The 18,938-nt window shown below is 44.3% G+C and carries 20 protein-coding genes; 18 read left to right on the plus strand and 2 right to left on the minus strand.

The window, feature by feature from the left end:
* Positions 1-77: 77 nt before the first annotated feature.
* The 11 genes from NQ489_RS05470 (at position 78) to NQ489_RS05520 (ending at position 8,990) form a co-directional block, all read left to right on the plus strand.
* Positions 78-950 carry a phosphoribosylaminoimidazolesuccinocarboxamide synthase gene (locus tag NQ489_RS05470; protein WP_044961496.1) on the plus strand — a complete coding sequence of 291 codons (873 nt, stop codon included), beginning with the start codon at positions 78-80 and terminating at the stop codon, positions 948-950.
* A 177-nt stretch (positions 951-1,127) separates the two neighbouring features.
* Complete coding sequence (gene srtB, locus NQ489_RS05475; protein ID WP_021651401.1) at positions 1,128-1,946, plus strand: class B sortase; 819 nt, start codon at positions 1,128-1,130, stop codon at positions 1,944-1,946.
* 32 nt (positions 1,947-1,978) lie between these two features.
* Positions 1,979-2,701 carry an NAD-dependent protein deacylase gene (locus NQ489_RS05480; protein ID WP_015527191.1) on the plus strand — a complete coding sequence of 241 codons (723 nt, stop codon included), beginning with the start codon at positions 1,979-1,981 and terminating at the stop codon, positions 2,699-2,701.
* A 49-nt stretch (positions 2,702-2,750) separates the two neighbouring features.
* On the plus strand, positions 2,751-2,945 hold the full coding sequence (locus NQ489_RS05485) for a DUF951 domain-containing protein (protein WP_044961502.1): 195 nt from the start codon (positions 2,751-2,753) through the stop codon (positions 2,943-2,945).
* Between the two features lie 115 nt (positions 2,946-3,060).
* Entirely contained in the window at positions 3,061-3,348 is a 288-nt protein-coding gene (gene rpsF, locus NQ489_RS05490; RefSeq protein WP_015527189.1) for a 30S ribosomal protein S6, read from the plus strand.
* A gap of 73 nt (positions 3,349-3,421) precedes the next feature.
* Positions 3,422-3,880 carry a single-stranded DNA-binding protein gene (locus NQ489_RS05495; RefSeq protein WP_015527188.1) on the plus strand — a complete coding sequence of 153 codons (459 nt, stop codon included), beginning with the start codon at positions 3,422-3,424 and terminating at the stop codon, positions 3,878-3,880.
* 48 nt (positions 3,881-3,928) lie between these two features.
* Positions 3,929-4,192 (plus strand): 30S ribosomal protein S18, encoded by a 264-nt coding sequence (rpsR, locus tag NQ489_RS05500; protein ID WP_021651398.1) that lies wholly within the window; start codon positions 3,929-3,931, stop codon positions 4,190-4,192.
* Positions 4,193-4,364: 172 nt separating this feature from the next.
* Positions 4,365-6,413 carry a DHH family phosphoesterase gene (locus NQ489_RS05505; RefSeq protein ID WP_021651397.1) on the plus strand — a complete coding sequence of 683 codons (2,049 nt, stop codon included), beginning with the start codon at positions 4,365-4,367 and terminating at the stop codon, positions 6,411-6,413.
* Positions 6,414-6,415: 2 nt separating this feature from the next.
* Entirely contained in the window at positions 6,416-6,862 is a 447-nt protein-coding gene (rplI, locus tag NQ489_RS05510) for a 50S ribosomal protein L9 (RefSeq protein ID WP_015527184.1), read from the plus strand.
* A gap of 3 nt (positions 6,863-6,865) precedes the next feature.
* Positions 6,866-8,194 (plus strand): replicative DNA helicase, encoded by a 1,329-nt coding sequence (dnaB, locus tag NQ489_RS05515; RefSeq protein ID WP_015527183.1) that lies wholly within the window; start codon positions 6,866-6,868, stop codon positions 8,192-8,194.
* A 226-nt stretch (positions 8,195-8,420) separates the two neighbouring features.
* Entirely contained in the window at positions 8,421-8,990 is a 570-nt protein-coding gene (locus tag NQ489_RS05520; RefSeq protein ID WP_021651396.1) for a MerR family transcriptional regulator, read from the plus strand.
* A 46-nt stretch (positions 8,991-9,036) separates the two neighbouring features.
* Here the strand turns inward: NQ489_RS05520 and NQ489_RS05525 are convergent, their stop codons facing one another.
* On the minus strand, positions 9,037-9,207 hold the full coding sequence (locus NQ489_RS05525; RefSeq protein WP_015527180.1) for a DUF362 domain-containing protein: 171 nt from the start codon (positions 9,205-9,207) through the stop codon (positions 9,037-9,039).
* A 207-nt stretch (positions 9,208-9,414) separates the two neighbouring features.
* On the opposite strand from NQ489_RS05525, the gene NQ489_RS05530 reads away from it, so the two are divergent.
* Positions 9,415-9,615, plus strand: a complete 201-nt coding sequence (locus NQ489_RS05530) for a DUF1858 domain-containing protein (protein WP_015527179.1) — start codon at positions 9,415-9,417, stop codon at positions 9,613-9,615.
* A gap of 106 nt (positions 9,616-9,721) precedes the next feature.
* Here the strand turns inward: NQ489_RS05530 and NQ489_RS05535 are convergent, their stop codons facing one another.
* Positions 9,722-10,489, minus strand: coding sequence for an adaptor protein MecA (locus NQ489_RS05535; protein WP_021651393.1), 768 nt, complete (start codon positions 10,487-10,489; stop codon positions 9,722-9,724).
* A gap of 360 nt (positions 10,490-10,849) precedes the next feature.
* Between NQ489_RS05535 and NQ489_RS05540 the strand changes: the two genes are divergently transcribed.
* From NQ489_RS05540 to NQ489_RS05565, 6 genes are all read left to right on the plus strand, one after another.
* Positions 10,850-11,119, plus strand: a complete 270-nt coding sequence (locus NQ489_RS05540) for a hypothetical protein (protein WP_021651392.1) — start codon at positions 10,850-10,852, stop codon at positions 11,117-11,119.
* A 185-nt stretch (positions 11,120-11,304) separates the two neighbouring features.
* Positions 11,305-12,954, plus strand: coding sequence for a glycosyl hydrolase family 18 protein (locus tag NQ489_RS05545; protein ID WP_021651391.1), 1,650 nt, complete (start codon positions 11,305-11,307; stop codon positions 12,952-12,954).
* 82 nt (positions 12,955-13,036) lie between these two features.
* Positions 13,037-13,759 (plus strand): N-acetylmuramoyl-L-alanine amidase, encoded by a 723-nt coding sequence (locus NQ489_RS05550; RefSeq protein ID WP_021651390.1) that lies wholly within the window; start codon positions 13,037-13,039, stop codon positions 13,757-13,759.
* 69 nt (positions 13,760-13,828) lie between these two features.
* Complete coding sequence (locus NQ489_RS05555; protein WP_021651389.1) at positions 13,829-15,826, plus strand: hypothetical protein; 1,998 nt, start codon at positions 13,829-13,831, stop codon at positions 15,824-15,826.
* Positions 15,816-16,526 carry a glycosyltransferase family 2 protein gene (locus tag NQ489_RS05560; protein WP_021651388.1) on the plus strand — a complete coding sequence of 237 codons (711 nt, stop codon included), beginning with the start codon at positions 15,816-15,818 and terminating at the stop codon, positions 16,524-16,526. Before NQ489_RS05555 ends, NQ489_RS05560 begins: the two co-directional genes overlap by 11 nt.
* Before the next feature lie 18 nt (positions 16,527-16,544).
* Positions 16,545-18,803: a DUF2298 domain-containing protein gene (locus tag NQ489_RS05565; RefSeq protein WP_021651387.1), complete on the plus strand. Its 2,259-nt coding sequence runs from the start codon at positions 16,545-16,547 to the stop codon at positions 18,801-18,803.
* Positions 18,804-18,938: the final 135 nt, after the last annotated feature.

Here is an 18,938-nt window from a genome sequence, read left to right on the forward strand (position 1 = left end):
ACAGGAGGGCTTGTGAGGTGATACGGTAACGGTGTCGAAAACAAAAATCAAATAACCGAATGATGAGGTGTGAGAACATGCAGGAATTAAAACCAATCAAAGAAGGTAAAGTACGTGAGATCTATGACAATGGAGACAGTCTGATCATGGTTGCAACAGACCGTATCAGCTGCTTTGACGTAATTCTGAATAACGAAGTTACAAAGAAAGGTGCTGTACTGACCCAGATGTCCAAATTCTGGTTTGACATGACTGAGGACATTCTTCCGAACCACATGATCTCTGTAGATACCAAGGATATGCCGGAGTTTTTCCAGCAGGAGAAATTCGAAGGAAAATCCATGATGTGCCGTAAACTGAACATGCTTCCGATCGAGTGTATCGTACGTGGATATATCACAGGAAGCGGCTGGGCAAGCTATAAGGAGAACGGCACTGTATGCGGCATCAAGCTTTCGGAGGGACTGAAGGAATCCGACAAGCTGCCTGAGCCGATCTACACACCATCTACCAAGGCTGAGATCGGTGATCACGATGAGAATATTTCCTTTGAGCAGAGTATCGATCATCTTGAGAAATACTTCCCAGGAAAAGGACGCGAGTATGCAGAAAAGCTTCGTGACAACACCATTGCTCTTTACAAAAAATGTGCAGAGTATGCACTCAGCAAGGGAATCATCATTGCAGATACAAAATTCGAGTTTGGTCTTGATGAGGACGGAAACATGGTTATCGGTGATGAGATGCTGACACCGGACAGCTCCCGTTTCTGGCCGGCAGAAGGCTATGAACCAGGACATGGTCAGCCATCCTTTGACAAACAGTTTGCACGTGACTGGCTGAAAGCCAATCCGGACAACGACTGGACACTTCCGCAGGAGATCGTTGACAAGACTATTGAGAAATATCTCCAGGCATACAAAATGCTTACAGGAAAAGAACTGGCCTGAAAAATAACAGCAGCTCTGAAATAGAATATACCTTACAAGCCGCTTCGGATGCCCATTCCGAGGCGGCTTCTTTCTGTATAAAACAGGACAAAAACAAAACGGTTGCAAGAAAACGGAGGGATATTTATAATAAATACAGAAACCAGATGATCCTGACAGATTTAAAGGAGTGTGATTATGAGCAGGAAAAACAAGGTGAAAAAGAAAAAAACAGTTGGAGATCATATTCTGACGATCGTTCTGATCGTGGCAATCTGTATTTTCTGTTATGCAGCTTTTAACCTTTATCATATTTATACAGAATATAAAAAAGGAACCGATGAATATAACAGCATTTCCGAAATGGCAGTGACAGAACGTGATCCTGACCAGGTGGAAGAGATAGATCAGCCGGATGAACAGCCTGTAGCACCTGTGAGCATTGATTTTGATTCTCTCAGGAGTATCAATGAGGATGTGATCGGCTGGATCTATATGGAAGCATTGCCTGAGATCAGTTATCCGGTGGTACAGGGAGAGGATAATAATTTTTATCTGCACCAGACATATGAGAAAAATTATAATTTTGCGGGAACGATCTTTATTGATTATGAGAACAAAAGAGATTTCAGCGATTGTAATACCCTGGTGTACGGACACAACATGAAGAATGGTTCCATGTTTGGAATGCTGAAAAAGTACAGAGCGGATGAGACGCTTTATAATACCAGCAAATATTTCTGGATCCTCACACCGGAAAAAGATTACCGGTATGAGATCATTGCAGCGTATACGACTTCTGTAAACAGCGATACGTATACCTTATTTAAAGGACCTGGCAAAGAGTTTCTGGAATATGAGAAAAAAATGTTCCAGAATTCGGAGATCAGAACAGATGCCACTGCAAGTGAAGCCAATGTGAAGGATAAGATCGTTACATTATCAACCTGTACCGGCAATCAGGCAACACGTTTTGTGGTACAGGGAAAAAGAGTGAATGCGGTGAACCCACAGTAGAGCTTTTGCGGATAAGTTTGGGAGGAAATGATATGGGAAATGAGATAGAAAAATTACAAAAGATCATTGATGAGAGCAGAAATATTGTATTTTTCGGCGGCGCAGGTGTTTCAACAGAAAGCGGGATCCCGGATTTTCGAAGCCAGGACGGACTGTATAACCAGAAATATGATTACCCGCCGGAGACGATCTTAAGCCATACATTTTTTATGCGAAAACCTGAGGAATTCTTTAAATTTTACAGAGATAAGATGCTTTGTGATACTGCAAAACCGAATGCGGCACATCTTAAGCTGGCGGAGATGGAGCAAACAGGAAAGTTGAAGGCTGTGATCACTCAGAATATCGATAATCTTCACCAGATGGCAGGAAGTAAAAAGGTCCTGGAGCTTCACGGAAGCGTTTACCGAAATCATTGTGTGAAATGCGGGAAATCCTATGATTTTAAATATATGAAAGAATCGAAAGGGGTTCCGCGGTGCAGCTGCGGCGGCATGATCAAGCCGGATGTGGTCCTTTATGAGGAAGGGCTGGATGACTATACGATCCAGGAATCAGTAAGAGTGATCTCAGAGGCGGAGGTGCTGATCATTGGGGGAACTTCTCTGGCGGTATATCCGGCAGCAGGCCTGATCGATTATTTCCGGGGAAATCATCTGGTGGTGATCAACAAGGCACCGACACCGAGGGATAAATATGCGGATCTTCTTATTAAAGAACCGATCGGGCAGGTGTTTTCTCAGATAAGAGTCTGAAAATATGGGAACCTGGGATGATCTGCAAAATAAAAATGAGGAGTATCAAATGGGATTAAATTATGAAGTTGGAGATATTGTCACACTGAAGAAGGCTCATCCCTGTGGCAGTAAAGAATGGGAAATCCTTCGCGTAGGGGCGGATTTCCGCCTGAAATGCAAGGGCTGCGGACATCAGATCATGGTGGCACGTAGGCTGGTTGAGAAAAATACACGAGATTTGAAAAAATTCGAAAAAAATTAAATTTATGCTTTACATCACGGGAGAGATGTGCTAGAATCAACAATCGTGATATATTTCATATCCTTGCTCTTTGACAGGCAAAGGGCCAAAAGACCATAAGGAGGTTAAGACAAGCATGAACAAGTACGAGTTAGCATTAGTTGTGAGCGCTAAGCTTGAGGACGAAGCACGTGACGCTGTAGTTGAGAAAGCAAAAGGCTACATCACACGTTACAACGGCGTGATCACAGAAGTTGAAGAATGGGGTAAGAAGAAATTAGCTTACGAGATTCAGAAAATGCATGAAGGCTTCTACTATTTTATTCAGTTTGAAGCAGATTCTCAGTGCCCGGCGGAGATCGAGAGACATGTCCGCATCATGGACAATGTATTAAGATACCTGGTTGTCAAGAAAGAGGCATAATTTTTGCAGCGGATTTTTGAAAACACCATTAAGAACCTGTTCAGTTAAGTGAAATCATAAGAGAGGTAGAACGATGAACAAAGTAATATTAATGGGACGCTTGACAAGAGATCCTGAGGTAAGATATTCCGCAGGAGAAAATGCCCTGGCAATCGCCAGATATACACTGGCAGTTGATCGCAGATTCCGTCGTGACGGAGAGGCAAGTGCTGATTTTATCAGCTGTGTTTCTTTCGGACGTACAGCAGAATTTGCAGAAAAGTATTTCAGACAGGGACTGAAAATTGCAGTTACGGGACGTATCCAGACAGGAAGCTATACGAACCGTGAAGGACAGAAGGTTTATACGACAGAGGTTGTTGTTGAGGATCAGGAATTTGCTGAGAGCAAAGCATCAAGCGACAGCTATGCAGCAGCTCATCCGAGAACAGAGGCAGCACCTGCAACGTCTATGCCGAGTCCGAGCGCAGCAAGCGCCGACGGCTTCATGAACATTCCAGATGGAATTGATGAGGAGCTGCCGTTCAATTAGAACATCTGATCAAGACAGATGAGACGAATAAGATAGGAGGAAACAATCATGGCTTACAATAGAGGCGAGAGACCAGATTCTCCGATGAAGAGAAGAGGCGGACGCAGAAGAAAAAAAGTTTGTGTATTCTGCGGTAAAGAGAATAACGAGATCGATTACAAGGATGTAGCAAAGTTAAGAAAGTATGTTTCCGAGAGAGGTAAAATTCTCCCGAGAAGAATTACAGGTAACTGTGCGAAACATCAGAGAGCACTGACAGTTGCTGTTAAGAGAGCACGTCATATGTCCCTGATGCCATACGTTCAGGACTAATTCTGATCTTATACGGGGTCGTTGCGAAACAGATGAGCAGTCATCTGGAGGCAGCGGCCCTGTTTTTTTATGAGCAAAACAGATTTTATCATTGCTATGGAATTATAATAAGGAATCTGGTATAATGTTAAATAACTTGTGGGTTAAATTACATTAAGAACAGGAAAAAGCAATGAACAACAAAGTTAAATTCAAGGGGCCTATGAAACACTTCATGCGCTGGCCGCTGTACCTTTCGGTCCTGGTCGTGCTGCTGGACCTGCTGGTGTTTATTGTAAGTGTAAAGGCCGGAATTCTGGTGTCTGTAGGTACTGTGATCTATATTTTTATCGCAGTACAGCTTTTTCGATATCACAAACCGCTGATCATCAATGATATGATCGCATTTGCCAATCAGTATGATGTGGTAGAAAAGCGGATGCTGGAAGAACTGGCGCTTCCTTATGCCATTATGGATATGGAAGGCCGCATGATCTGGTCCAACCGTATTTTTTCAGAGATCACGGGGAGAGATCAGTTTTATAAAAAAAATATCAGCACAGTTTTCCAGGATATTACTCCGGACAAGCTTCCTGTAGCCGATGAACCGGAAATTTCTGAGATGAGTATACATTTCGGGGATCGGATCTATCGGGTTTCCATGCAGCGGGTGACTATGGGTGAAGTAGTCAGCCATGCGGATATTCTGGAGAATATGTCCCAGAATGTCAGTCTGATCGCCATGTATCTTTATGATGAAACAGAGCTTAAGGAATACATCCAGAAAAATGAGGATAACAAGCTTGTTGTAGCACTGGCTTATCTGGATAATTATGAAGAAGCACTGGAGAGCGTGGAGGATGTGAGAAGATCTCTGCTTATCGCACTGATCGACCGAAAGATCACCAAGTATTTTTCCAACTTTGACGGCCTTGTGAAGAAACTGGAGAAAGATAAATATCTTCTGATCATGCGCCAGAGTTCACTGGAAACATTGAAGGAACAGCGTTTTCATATCCTGGATGAGGTTAAGACGGTTAACATCGGAAATGAAATGGCTGTGACATTAAGTATCGGAATCGGTCTGAATGCTTCTACGTATATCCAGAATTACGAATATGCCAGAATTGCCATTGAGATGGCACTGGGCCGTGGCGGTGATCAGGTAGTGATCAAAAATGAAAATAATATTACCTACATTGGTGGCAAGGCACAGCAGATGGAGAAATCAACCCGAGTGAAGGCACGAGTGAAGGCTCAGGCTCTGAAGGAATTTATGAGCACCAAGGATCGAGTGGTGGTTATGGGACACAAGATCACAGATGTGGATGCTCTGGGAGCTGGGATCGGTATTTACCGTGCCGGTAAGACTCTTGGTAAGCCGGTGCATATTGTGATCAATGATCCGACCACATCCATTCGGCCGCTGATGAGTGGATTTATGGAGAATCCGGATTATGAGCCGTCCATGTTTGTGGACAGTAATCAGGCCAAAGAACTGGTGGATAACAATACGGTAGTAATTGTGGTGGATACCAACAAGCCAAGCTATACCGAATGCCAGGATCTTCTCTATATGACAAAGACCATTGTGGTATTGGATCATCACCGCCGCGGCAGCGAGGTGATCCAGAATGCAGTTCTGTCCTATGTGGAGCCATATGCATCCTCAAGCTGCGAGATGATCGCAGAGATCCTGCAGTATTTTGCAGACGGGCTGAAGCTTCGCAGTATTGAGGCGGACTGTATTTATGCGGGTATCATGATCGATACCAACAACTTTACAACAAGAGCGGGTGTGCGTACCTTTGAGGCAGCAGCATTCTTGCGCAGATGCGGAGCAGATGTGACACGTGTACGTAAGATGCTCCGGGATAATATTGATTCCTATAAGGCGAGAGCGGAGGCAGTTCGTACTGCGGAGATCTACAGAGATTATTTTGCCATTGCAAGATGTCCGAGTGAAGGTCTGGAAAGTCCTACCGTTGTAGGAGCACAGGCGGCCAATGAGCTGCTCAATATCGCAGGAGTCAAGGCATCTTTTGTTCTTACCAGCTATAATAATGAGGTTTACATCAGTGCCAGAGCCATTGATGAAGTGAATGTACAGGTCATGATGGAACGGATGGGCGGCGGCGGACATCTGAATATTGCCGGTGCACAGGTGAAAGACACCATGGATGAGACCGAAAGAATGCTGAAAGAAATTATAGACCAGTTATATCAGGAAGGGGACAAATAGAAATGAAAGTAATTCTTCTGGAAGATGTTAAATCCCTGGGTAAAAAGGGACAGATCGTAAATGTAAGTGACGGATATGCAAGAAACATGATTCTGCCAAAAAAGCTTGGTGTTGAAGCTACATCCAAGAATCTCAATGACCTGAAACTCCGTAAGGCAAATGAAGAAAAGGTTGCACAGGAAAACCTGGACGCTGCCAAGGCATTTGCAGAGGAGCTTTCCACAAAGGAGGTTATCCTTACTCTGAAGGTAGGTGAAGGCGGAAGAACATTCGGTTCTGTATCCTCAAAAGAAATCTCAGAGGCAGCCAAAAAACAGCTGAATCTTGATATCGATAAGAAAAAGCTCCAGCTGGAGAATCCGATCCGTAACCTGGGTGTTACCAATGTTCCGGTACGACTTCATCCGAAGGTAACCGGAAGTCTCAAAGTCTGGGTAAAAGAGGCGTAATCAATGGAAGAAGCACTGATCAAGAGGATTCTGCCTCACAGTATTGAGGCAGAGCAGTCAGTGATCGGATCCATGATCCTGGATCGTGATGCGATCCTGGTGGCTTCCGAGATCCTGACCAGTGATGATTTTTATCAAAAACAATATGGTATCATTTTTGATGCCATGGTGGAGCTCTGTAATGAAGGACAGCCGGTAGATCTGATCACTCTGCAGAATCGTCTCAAGGAGAAAGAGCTTCCGCCGGACATCAGCAGTATGGAATATGTCCGTGATCTGATCGCAGCAGTTCCTACATCAGCCAATGTGAAATACTATGCCAATATCGTAAGCGAAAAGGCAGTTCTCCGTCGGCTGATACGGACTACGGAAGAAGTTGCCAATGCCTGTTATCTGGAAAAAGACAGTACGGAAACCATACTTGAGGAATCCGAGAAAAAGCTGTTTAATATTTTGCAGAGAACAAATGGCAGCGATTATGTGCCGATCCAGCAGGTTGTGTTGAATGCAGTCAGCAATATTGAGAAGGCTTCCAAGCTGAAGGGCTCCGTTACCGGGATCCCGACTGGATTTGTGGATCTGGATTATAAGACTTCCGGTATGCACGCGTCCGATCTTGTACTGATCGCAGCTCGACCTTCCATGGGAAAAACTGCCTTTGTATTGAATATTGCCCAGTATATGGCGTTTCGTAAAGATGTGACCGTGGCTATTTTCAGTCTGGAGATGTCCAAGGAGCAGCTGGTAAACCGTCTTCTTGCTATGGAATCTCACGTGGATTCCCAGAATCTCCGTACCGGAAATCTGAAAGATGAGGACTGGACGAAGCTGGTAGAAGGAGCGGATATTATCGGTGGCTCCAATCTTATTATTGATGATACACCTGGAATCTCCATTGCGGAGCTTCGTTCCAAATGCAGAAAATATAAGCTTGAGCATAATCTGGGGATCATCATGATCGATTATCTTCAGCTGATGAGCGGAAGTGGAAAATCGGATTCCAGACAGCAGGAAATTTCAGATATTTCACGATCGCTGAAAGCGTTGGCAAGAGAGATCGATGTACCGGTAATTGCGTTATCACAGCTTAGCCGTGCAGTGGAACAGAGACCGGATCACAGGCCGATGCTTTCGGATCTTCGAGAGTCCGGAGCTATTGAGCAGGATGCGGATGTGGTCATGTTTATCTATCGAGATGATTATTATCACAAAGATACCGAGAAGAAAGACATTGCGGAAATTATCATAGCCAAGCAGAGAAACGGCCCGATCGGAACTGTGGAGCTGGTATGGCTGCCGAGATATACCCAGTTTGTAAATATGAAAAAATAGAGCCGTGCAGACGGTAAATGAAAGGCTGTCAGGATGAAAGCTTATAGTTATCCTGATGGCCTTTTGTATTTTTGTCTGTGTGATCGTGGAGTTCGGGATGCTATGGATATAGGCAAAGAGTCATATTTTGTAAAATTATGTCAACCGATTATTCTTGCTATTTCCTGATCTCAGGGGTTATACTGTAGACAGCAGCAGTGAATCTCTATATAAGGGGGCGTTCACAATGGAAAAAAGATATACAGTCAGACAGGCCGTAACACTGACCGGAGTGAAATCTTATGTCCTGCGTTACTGGGAGGAAGAACTGGAGCTTCGGATCGGACGCAATGAACTGGGACATCGCTATTATACACCGTTTGATATCCAGCTTTTTCTTAAAATAAATGAGCTGAAAAGTAAAGGACTTCAGTTGAAAGCAATCCGTACACTGATCCCACCGGAGGTAAGAAAGACAGATACACCGGATTTTTCAGAATCTGGTATCAGGATCCTGGATGGAGAAGCTGTTGAGCTTGAAGATAGCCCAATGAAAAAAACGGGATCTGAAAAGGAGTTCATGGAAAAAACGGAATCCGGGAATACAGAGAAGTGCGAGGCAGATAACGATAAGATACTGGAGTTTCAGGAAATCATGGAACGCCTGATCCGTGAGGAAATGCAGAGAAAGAAAGAAGGAGAGTACCGGTGTCGTTCTCTGGATGAAGCAATCCGCAGGCAGCAGCAGGCAAGAAGAGAAGCGGCAGCTTCCTGTGAGGGAAAAAAGAATAAAAAAAACAGAAAAGGCTGCCGGTAAACCGGCAGCCTCATTCATTATAGCAGCTTATCAAGCTAATGATGCATTACTCAGCAGAGATAGCACCAACTGGACAGGCCTCAGCGCATGTTCCGCAGTCAACACAAGCGTCTGCGTCGATTACATAATGCTCGTCTCCCTGAGAAATAGCCTCGTTCGGGCACTCACCCTCACATGTTCCACAGCTAACGCACTCGTCAGAAATTACATATGCCATAATTGATATCCTCCTTTTAAATTGTGTATTGTATGTATCCCCTACCAGGGATTCTATTCCCATTCTAATATATCTGCATAAAGAATACAAGTATAAATTTATAAACAAAACTGAAAATTCGTAACCCGTTGATTCCATTCCGGATTCGTATTATAATAGCAGAACGGAATGAAATATTTCGATAAAACAGTAAAGGAGAATACAATCATGGCAAAAGTTACAAAGAGCATGCTGATCGGAGAACTGCTCACTGTAGACCCGAATATCGCACCGATCCTGATGAGAGCAGGAATGCATTGTCTTGGCTGCCCGTCTTCACAGATGGAATCTCTGGAAGAAGCAGCAATGGTACATGGCCTGGACGCAGATGTCCTCGTAGCTCAGATCAATGATTTTCTTGGTGAGTAATAAACAGAAGCTTTTTGGCTGAAACAAAAGGACCGCTGTCGGGAAATGCAGATCATATGGATCGCATTCCGACAGCGGTTTGTTTGTCTGTAGGATATTTGGTTTGTCAGATATTCAGAAGTTTCTGAAGTGCATGATCAGCGATCAGTGCACAGTGCTCTCTGAGGTAGGCTTCACCGGCTGGTGTGAATGCGCGGCCGATGCCATACTCGGAAAGGATATTGCAGACCTTGTTAAATTCTTCAGGTGTACAGTCTGACTGATGAAGTACCAGCTGATAGACACCGTCTTCTCCTTCACGATAGAGAGTATTATCACCGGTAAAGAAACCATTCATACCATGAGATGCGGCAATAACATCATCCAGCCCCGGGAAAGAGTACAGGCGTATAAGCTTTACAGAACTCTCAGCCGGCTGCTGTGATGCATCCGGAGTTTCTGTTGCCTGAGAGGCGGAAGTTTCCGCCCTTTTTTCTTCCGGTTTCTGTGAAAGATCCTTAAGCTTGGATTCACAGAGCTTCTGGAAGATATCGATGATATTGTCAGCGCCATCGATCTCTACGGTATCGGAAGGTTTGTTGCCCTTGAAGGGTGCAAATTTGGAAAAACGTGTATCCAGTTCTTCAGGATCTTCCACTTTAGTGATAATGAGGATAATACTTTCGGCATTGACAGGAATAGCCTCGATCATCAGAGGAATATTATCTGCTTCAAAACCAAATTGTATCTGTGCCTGCTGCATCATATCACGAAAGAGACGTTTGGCTTTTTCGGTACCGTATGCAAGTTCGCTGATACGGATCTGATGACTGTCCAGATCTTCTTTCGTCAGGGTACAGCGGATCTGATTTTCATTGATTTTTTCTATTTTCATATGATCACATCCTATAGGTAAATAAATTTAATCTTTTACATACTGTATTATATAACAGTTATACACAAGATGTAAAGATGTAGAAACCGGAGAAAAAAGAAAATTTCTGATTCTTTTATAAAAGACTTGCATCTGAAGGGAAATCAGGTATAATGAAAAGCAGAAAAGCTGTCTCCTCCCGGAAGCAAGAAGACAGTAACGATAACTTAAAGTCATATTTTTCTGAAGATAAGGATTCTGTGTGAAATTCATCGGCGAGTCTGTCGGTACACAGAGAAATTTTCCCCCATTTTATTATTTATATTTTATTACAAGTATCATCCTAACAGGGAAGTTGCAGCTTTTCGAGAACCATTGCTGGTGTTTTCTGAAAATCTAACCAGGAAAGGAGGTCGGGATACGCCAAATATATCACAGGAAAAAAAGAAATCCGCAAAACCCCTTCGAAGGGAGCTGGAGCTTTATCGTGAGAACGGAGTTTCTCTTTATCTCAATGGAGCACCAAGCACTCCGAAAAAAATCGCAAAAGCCTGTCAGATTGCGGAAAACGGGGTCTATATGCGGGATTATACGGAAGATGAAGACGGCCATATCGCCTGTGTAAGCTTTGATCTTATTCGCAAAGAATGACCGTACATAAGAAAAAACGGTTCCCCGGATAACGATCATCCCCTGCACTCATGCATACCATGCGGGGAACCGAAATTCTAAAGAAATTGTGAAAAATTATTAAAAGTCGATTTTTATAACGAAATGTAGACAAGATATGTTATAATGAAACAAATTATGACATTTTATACCGAAAGGAAAAAAACATGATAAAAAAACACATACCGGTCCTTGTGGTAGGTCTGCTGATCGTTCTGGTCGCTCTTGCCGGAGGGGCTGTTTACGGGATCAATAAGCTTATACCAAGCAGGAAACAGATGGATCTGACAGAATACTACGGCCAGAATGCAGACGGTGAGGCTGCGTTGATACTTGGAACTGAGAAACTGGAAGAGAAGGCACTTATCTCAGGAGAAGATGTATATCTTCCGCTGGATGTAGTGAACGGATATTTGAATCAGAGATATTACTGGGATAGCGAAAACAAGAAGATACTGTATGCAACACCATCCAGTCTCACAGAGGAAACGGCTTCAGATAAGGCAGACGGAAACGTGTGGCTGAAGGATGACACGGTTTATCTGAAACTGGATTATGTAAAAAAGTATACAGATATCGATTCTTATATAGAGCAGGATCCTGCAAGGGTTGCGATACAGTACAAATTTACCAATGTGGAGACCGTGACCACGAAGAAAGATACCGTGATCCGTTACCGGGGCGGGATCAAGGCGCCGATCCTTTCCAAACTGGCGAAGAATACAGTTCTCCGGCTGATGAATGAAGGAGAGGACTGGGATCAGGTGGCAACCGATGACGGTTACATCGGTTATATTCAGAAGAAAAAAGTAAGTGCTGTGGATACAACGGATTATGAAAGGAATTTTAAAACAGAGTCCTATACATATCTTACCATGGATGAGCCGGTGAACCTGGCATGGCACCAGGTTACCAGCACAGATGCAAACAGCTATTTCGCAGATGCGGTACAGAATATGACAGGCGTGAATGTGATCTCTCCAACCTGGTTTTCTGTAACAGATAACTCCGGAAATATTTCAAGTCTTGCATCTGGGGAGTATGTGATGCAGGCACATGAAAAAGGACTGAAGGTATGGGGACTGGTGGATAATTTTAATGAGAACATGAGTACCACAGAAGTTCTTTCAAAAACCAGTTCAAGGCAGAATCTGGAGAATCAGCTGATCACTTATGCACTGAAAGCAGGACTGGATGGAATCAATGTTGATTTTGAATCTTTGAGCGAAGGAGTAGGAATCCATTTTCTTCAGTTTTTAAGAGAACTTTCTATCCAGTGTCACGCCAATAATTTGGTACTGTCTGTAGATAATCCGGTTCCGGAAGATTTTACCAGTCATTATGACCGTGCGGAGCAGGGCAAGGTTGTGGATTATGTGATCATTATGGGCTATGATGAACATTACGTAGGCTCCGATGCCGGTTCTGTGGCATCTCTGCCATGGGTAGAACAGGGGGTTAAGGATACGCTTTCAGAAGTAGCGGCTCAACGGACGATCCTTGCGATTCCGTTCTACACAAGGCTCTGGAAGACTACAGATGGCGGTGCACTGACAAGTGAGGCCATCGGTATGGATCAGGCACAGCAGACGATCAGTGATAACGGAGCAGAAACATACTGGGACAAGAAGACAAGTCAGAATTATGGAACCTATGAAGGGGAAGGTGCCACATACCAGATCTGGCTGGAGGACTCTAAGTCTATTGCGGAAAAGGTTAAACTGATCAAAAAATACAAACTGGCAGGTGTGGCAGAGTGGAAGCTTGGATTCGAGAACAGCGGGATCTGGAGCGTGATCACAGAAAACCTGTCATAAACAGAAGAAAACATTGTGATCTTCACAATGCTAAAAACACTCCCGGCAACATATATTAAAATAAATATGCCGGGGGTGTTTTGTGTTGAAAAAACATTTCATAGAATTGGCAATGGCAGTTCTTATGCTGGTCTGTTTTTATATTCTGTCATGGGAAGCGGCAGAAACTGCAGGCAGACTTATAGATGTATCTGGAAATATAAAAGCAGATCAGGTGATCCTGGTGGATGCCGGTCATGGCGGTGTGGATTCCGGAATGGTGGGAATCGGTGGACTGAAGGAAAAAGGAATCAATCTGGATATTGCCATGAAGCTAAAAACGATCCTGGAAAAAAAAGGCCTTGCCGTAGTAATGACCCGGGAAGAAGATAAAGGTCTTTATGAAAATGGTACAAAAAATATGAAAGCACAGGATCTGCAAAATCGTATTGAACAGATCCGGAAATATGAACCGGTGCTTTCTGTGAGTATCCACCAGAACAGCTACAGTGATCCCGGAGTAAAAGGCCCGCAGGTATTTTATTATGAGGATTCGGAAGGCGGAAAAGAACTGGCACTTGCGATCCAGGAAAACATGAACCGGAAGCTTTCCATTGCACGGCCGCGGGTGGCAAAAGGAAACAGAACCTATTATCTTCTGAAGAGAAGTCCGGGTGTGATCAATATCGTAGAATGTGGATTTCTTACAAATCCGGAGGAAGCCGCCCTGCTTCAGACAGAGAAGTATCAGAGAAAGGTAGCAGAGGCTGTGGCTGATGGAATCGTTACATATCTGAAAAAACAGAAGGAAAACGAAAATAATTGAAAAAAATGTGAATAGCCTTTTCATAGGAAGGTGATTCTGCTATACTTTACGTGAATTAAGGAGAATCCTATGCTTGGAATCATTTATCTTATATTATGTATGTTAACAGGAATGGAAATGGCAGGATGTCTGTTTCCGCGTCAAACAACTGAAAGAGGAAACAGGATATGGGTGGTCCTGCCGGCAGCGTTTGGGATGGGAATCCTGATGCTGACCTGGGCAGTCTATATTCTTTCCTGGATGTTCAGCATATGCGCGGGGGTAGAGCATCCTCTTTTTTATGGAAATCTGATCGTATTTCTGGTAGATATCCTGTTGCTTTCGGGAATCTTTCGGTGGAAAAAGAAAAAACAGCAAAAAATGTTTGTGATATCCGAACGGATGATCAGCAGAAAATGGATCCTGAAAAAAGAGCTTCTGCTTTTTGGCATTTTGACGGTTTTTGTGACCTGGATGATGTTTTACGTTTTCCATATGAAAGACGGCATTCTGTACTCCGGCTTTTCGGTATACGGAGATTATGCACCCCACACGGCAATGATGCGATCTTTTTCAAGGGGAAATAATTTTCCTACCCAGTATCCGCATTATGGCGGGCAGGATGTGAAATATCATTTTATGTTCCAGTTCCTTGTGGGAAATCTGGAGTATCTGGGCCTTCGTCTTGATCTGGGATATAATCTGGTAAGCATCCTGTCTCTGGCGGGATTTCTTATGGTGCTTTACGGGATCAGCTACCGGATGTTCAAAAGCTTCTGGGCAGGGGCAGCTGCCATTGTTTTCTTTTTTTTCCGCAGCGGAATAGCGTTCTGGCGTTATCTGTGGGAACATCTTCAGGCGGGGGACCTTGTACGGACTCTGGAAGAAAATACGGCGTTTATCGGTTATACTACCAATGAAAACTGGGGATTATGGAATTTCAATGTATATCTGAACCAGCGTCATCTGGCTTTCGGCCTTCTGATGGCAGCTGTAGCGGTATGGACCTTTATGGATTGGGTGGAAGCCGGATGCAGTCACAAGGAGCAGGGATTTTTGTGGGTCCGTAACCGTTTTTTTACAAAAAAAGCCTGGATCTGCAGAAATGTGGATACGGCGATCCTTCTGGGACTGTTTCTGGGATTAACTGCCTTCTGGAACGGAGCTGCGCTGATCGGCGGCCTTCTGATCCTTGCCGGACTGGCAGTGTTTTCTGACGGTAAGCTGGATTATGTGATCTGTGCCGGACTGGCAGTGCTTTTTTCGGAACTGCAGTCGAAGATCTTTGTGTCGGGAAGTGTTATGAGTCCATCCTTTTATTGGGGCTTTCTGGCAGACAATAAAAGCATTTCCGGTGTACTCTGGTATCTGGTGGAGATCAGTGGATTTTTCTTTGTGGGAATGATCGTGGCAGCAGTATTTCTGAAGAGAGGTCAGCGGGCAGTGCTGATGGGCTGTTTGCTTCCAATGGCATTTGCATTTCTGGTATCTCTGACTCCGGACATCAATGTCAATCATAAATATGTGATGATTTCCTATGCCTTTGTGACAGTTTTCTGGGGATGGATCGTAAGATGTGTTTTCCTTGCAGGGAAAAACAGCTGGAAGAAATGGGCCGGTCGCGCAGCGGCAGCGGTCCTTTGTATCTGTCTTAGTGCAACGGGGATCTATGATTACGTGATCATCTTAAGAGACAACGATTCTGCACACAGGATGACTGTAAATATGGAAAGCAGCCTGACGGACTGGCTCAGTGCAAATCTTAAGAAAAATGATCTTCTGCTGACACCGGAATATACCATGAACGAGGTTACCATGTCCGGTGCCATGCTGTATTGCGGATGGCCTTATTATGCATGGTCTGCAGGGTACGATACGGGCTATCGTGCCGGCCAGGCAGTGCTCATATATACCACGGATGATCCGGAGCTACTGAAAGCTGCCGTAAAACAGGAAAAGATCACATATATCCTGTTTGAGGAGGATATGGAATTTGAACAGCAGGAATGTCGTGAGGATATCATCAGGGAGACATATCCACTGGTGTATACCTCAGAGGATGGGAGAATAAGAATCTATGAAACATGACAGCTTATATATCATTATGCCGGCATATAATGAAGAAAAAAATATCGGGACCGTGATCGAGCAATGGTATCCGGTAGTGGAGAGGATCGGCGGGGACAGCCGCCTGGTGATCCTGAATGATGGCAGCAAAGATGCTACCTACAAAAAAATACAGAATTATCAGAAAAATTATGACCGTCTTATAGGAATCGATAAACCGAATGAAGGACATGGAGGAACAATCCTTCGGGGATATCGTTACGCAGTAGAAAAAGGTGCCGATTATATTTTTCAGACGGATTCAGACGGTCAGACACTTCCGGAGGAATTCTGGCAGTTCTGGGAAAAACGTCAAAAGTGTGGGCTTCTTATCGGCTACCGGCAGAAAAGAGAGGACGGGCTTTCCAGGGTTTTTGTGACAAGAGTATTGCGACTTGTGCTTTTCCTTATTTTTGGAACCTGGGTAAAAGATGCAAATACGCCATATCGGCTGATGGATGGAAAACAGCTCGCCAAAGTACTGAAGCGTATCCCAAGCGGATTTTTCCTTTCCAATGTGCTGATGACCGTGATCTATGAAAAACATCATCTTTATGTGGAATATATCCCCATCACATTCCGACCGAGACAGGCCGGAAAAAACTCTATCAACATGAAACGGATCATAAAGATCGGAAGACAGGCATTTGCGGACTTTATCCGTCTGCGGGGCAGGATCTGATACAGGAGGGACAGAAGGATGAAAAAAAAGATCAGAGAATTATTTCCGGAGCTGACTGCAGCAGTGCTCCTGACAGTACTTTCTGCGTATCTCCTGGGAGGAGATGTATGGATATTCTGGACCTGGTGGCTGCTTGCGCTGTTTATGGGAATGGTGGCAATGCCGGTCACAGGAAGGCTTTTTGGTGGTTTTGAAGACCGGGGCTGGCTTTTTTCAAAGGTACTTGCCATTGCGGTTACCGGATTTCTCACCTGGCTTCTGGTAGCGGTGGAAATCCTTTCTTTTACAGCAGCAGTGTGTGTAGGAGTATCTGTGGCTGTTGGCATTTTATGTGCTGTACTTTTTCATGTTCAGCTGAAGCATGGCATTGAATGTTATCCGTCAGGAAAGATGCAGTTGATCTTTCGGGAGGAGCTTCTGTTCTTTGGGATCTTTCTGCTGTGGACTTATCTGGCAGGATTCCGGCCGCAGGCATATGGAACAGAGAAATTTATGGATTATGGCTTCATGGAGGCCATGATGCGGAGCAAAACTCTTCCTGCACGTGATCTCTGGTATTCACAGGGAACCATCAATTATTACTATGGCGGGCAGTATTTTGCAGTATTTCTTACGAAGCTTACAGGAAGCAGAGTGGAAGTGACTTATAATCTGATGCGTACCTTTGTGGCAGCGTTTGCCTTTGTGTATCCGTTTTCCCTGGTCCGTCAGATGACGAAGGACAGGCTGTATGGACGACTGGATGGAAAGAAGAAATATATTCCTTCACTAGCAGGAGTTACTGCAGGTATTGCAGTATCTATCGCGGGAAATGTACATTATATCGTCTACCGTTGTGTACTGCCGCTGATCCGGAAGATACAGGGAGTGGCAGAAACAGCCAGCTACTGGTTCCCGGATGCAACTCGTTACATAGGGTATAATCCGGTGAATGACAGTGATAAGACCATACATGAATTCCCATGCTATTCCTTTGTTCTGGGAGATCTTCATGCCCATGTGGTAAATGTGATGTTTGTGACATTTCTGGTGGGAATGCTCTATGCATGGCTGAAAATGATCCGAAAAAGAGGGCCTGAGCCTGAAAAACAGGAACGCAGTGTTTTCTGGCTGAGACAGCTTCTGATGCCGCATATCCTTTTGGCGTCCGTTTTTCTTGGCATGTTCCAGTGGACCAATTACTGGGATTTTGTGATCTATTTTGTAGTGACCGGTGGAGTTGTCCTGATCGCAAATATCATACGATTTGAGGGAAAGATAATCAGGATCCTGGCAGTGACGATCGTACAGGCAGTGGAGATCATAGGTCTCTCTTATCTGGTGATCCTGCCCTTTACATTGAAATTTGATACGATGGTACAGGGGGTGGCACTGGCACAGCATCATTCACTGTGGTATCAGCTTCTGATCCTCTGGGGACTTCCGGTGCTCCTTACTGTTTTGCTGATCCTGTCTGTCATCACAGAAAAAATGAAGGGACTGAAGCATAAAAGTCTTTACAGGCTGCTGGAGGCGATCACAGTTCCGGATCTTTTTGCAGTGATCATGGGCTTATGTGCTATCGGACTGGTTTTGATCCCGGAGCTTGTATATGTGCGGGATATTTATGAAAATGGAAATGCCAGAGCCAATACTATGTTCAAGCTGACGTATCAGGCATATATACTTTTCGGAATGATAATGGTATATGGGATTTATCGTATGCTGGTGATATCCAGACAGAAGATCATCCGGATCCTTTCAGGTGTGGGGCTTTTTGTACTGCTCTGGACCGTGGGCTATTTCGGAAATGCCGTGCATTCCTGGTTTGGGGATGTCTGGAAGGTTTCGGAGTATCAGGGACTGGATGCAACTACATTTCTTGAGCAGGATTTTCCTCAGGATGCGTCGGCGATCCGCTGGCTGAAGCAGAATATCAAGGGCTCTCCTGTGGTGCTCGAGGCTAACGGGGACAGCTATACCGGATATGAGAGAGTTTCTGCATCTACGGGGCTTCCGACCGTACTGGGATGGTATGTGCATGAATGGCTCTGGAGAAATAATGTACCTGACCTCAATGAAAAAAGTGCGGACATCCAGACTATTTATACATCTACAGATGCAGAGACGGTAAAAAAACTGATCAGCCGTTATGATATTTCCTATATCTTTGTAGGAGGACAGGAAAAAGAAAAATACGGAACAGAGCTTAATGACAGTGTTCTTCAGAGTCTGGGAAGTATTGTCTTTGAAGATGATATGTCAGGAACCTACATTGTGAAAGTGGAGCAGGATTGACATTTTTTCCATAATAACGCTATAATGTAACTATTATGTAGCTATCTGTTAACGGATATGCTCAGCAGGAGATTTCTGCTGAGCAGTATACAGAAAAAAGTGACAGTTGCAGGATGGCAGCAGAGAGGAGGATAT

Origin of the sequence: Blautia sp. KLE_1732_HM_1032 (assembly GCF_025147905.1) — a bacterium.
In the GTDB taxonomy this organism is placed as follows: domain Bacteria; phylum Bacillota; class Clostridia; order Lachnospirales; family Lachnospiraceae; genus Blautia_A; species Blautia_A fusiformis.

What these genes read in the sequence shown, in the direction of transcription:
- NQ489_RS05565 (WP_021651387.1), top strand. Translation starts at nt 16,545, where the DNA reads ATGAAAAAAAAGATCAGAGAATTATTTCCGGAGCTGACTGCAGCAGTG.
- rpsR (WP_021651398.1), top strand. Translation starts at nt 3,929, where the DNA reads ATGGCTTACAATAGAGGCGAGAGACCAGATTCTCCGATGAAGAGAAGA.
- srtB (WP_021651401.1), top strand. Translation starts at nt 1,128, where the DNA reads ATGAGCAGGAAAAACAAGGTGAAAAAGAAAAAAACAGTTGGAGATCAT.
- NQ489_RS05555 (WP_021651389.1), top strand. Translation starts at nt 13,829, where the DNA reads ATGCTTGGAATCATTTATCTTATATTATGTATGTTAACAGGAATGGAA.
- NQ489_RS05525 (WP_015527180.1), bottom strand. Translation starts at nt 9,207, where the DNA reads ATGGCATATGTAATTTCTGACGAGTGCGTTAGCTGTGGAACATGTGAG.
- NQ489_RS05485 (WP_044961502.1), top strand. Translation starts at nt 2,751, where the DNA reads ATGGGATTAAATTATGAAGTTGGAGATATTGTCACACTGAAGAAGGCT.
- NQ489_RS05520 (WP_021651396.1), top strand. Translation starts at nt 8,421, where the DNA reads ATGGAAAAAAGATATACAGTCAGACAGGCCGTAACACTGACCGGAGTG.
- NQ489_RS05535 (WP_021651393.1), bottom strand. Translation starts at nt 10,489, where the DNA reads ATGAAAATAGAAAAAATCAATGAAAATCAGATCCGCTGTACCCTGACG.
- NQ489_RS05545 (WP_021651391.1), top strand. Translation starts at nt 11,305, where the DNA reads ATGATAAAAAAACACATACCGGTCCTTGTGGTAGGTCTGCTGATCGTT.
- rplI (WP_015527184.1), top strand. Translation starts at nt 6,416, where the DNA reads ATGAAAGTAATTCTTCTGGAAGATGTTAAATCCCTGGGTAAAAAGGGA.
- rpsF (WP_015527189.1), top strand. Translation starts at nt 3,061, where the DNA reads ATGAACAAGTACGAGTTAGCATTAGTTGTGAGCGCTAAGCTTGAGGAC.
- NQ489_RS05560 (WP_021651388.1), top strand. Translation starts at nt 15,816, where the DNA reads ATGAAACATGACAGCTTATATATCATTATGCCGGCATATAATGAAGAA.
- NQ489_RS05480 (WP_015527191.1), top strand. Translation starts at nt 1,979, where the DNA reads ATGGGAAATGAGATAGAAAAATTACAAAAGATCATTGATGAGAGCAGA.
- NQ489_RS05530 (WP_015527179.1), top strand. Translation starts at nt 9,415, where the DNA reads ATGGCAAAAGTTACAAAGAGCATGCTGATCGGAGAACTGCTCACTGTA.
- dnaB (WP_015527183.1), top strand. Translation starts at nt 6,866, where the DNA reads ATGGAAGAAGCACTGATCAAGAGGATTCTGCCTCACAGTATTGAGGCA.
- NQ489_RS05470 (WP_044961496.1), top strand. Translation starts at nt 78, where the DNA reads ATGCAGGAATTAAAACCAATCAAAGAAGGTAAAGTACGTGAGATCTAT.
- NQ489_RS05505 (WP_021651397.1), top strand. Translation starts at nt 4,365, where the DNA reads ATGAACAACAAAGTTAAATTCAAGGGGCCTATGAAACACTTCATGCGC.
- NQ489_RS05495 (WP_015527188.1), top strand. Translation starts at nt 3,422, where the DNA reads ATGAACAAAGTAATATTAATGGGACGCTTGACAAGAGATCCTGAGGTA.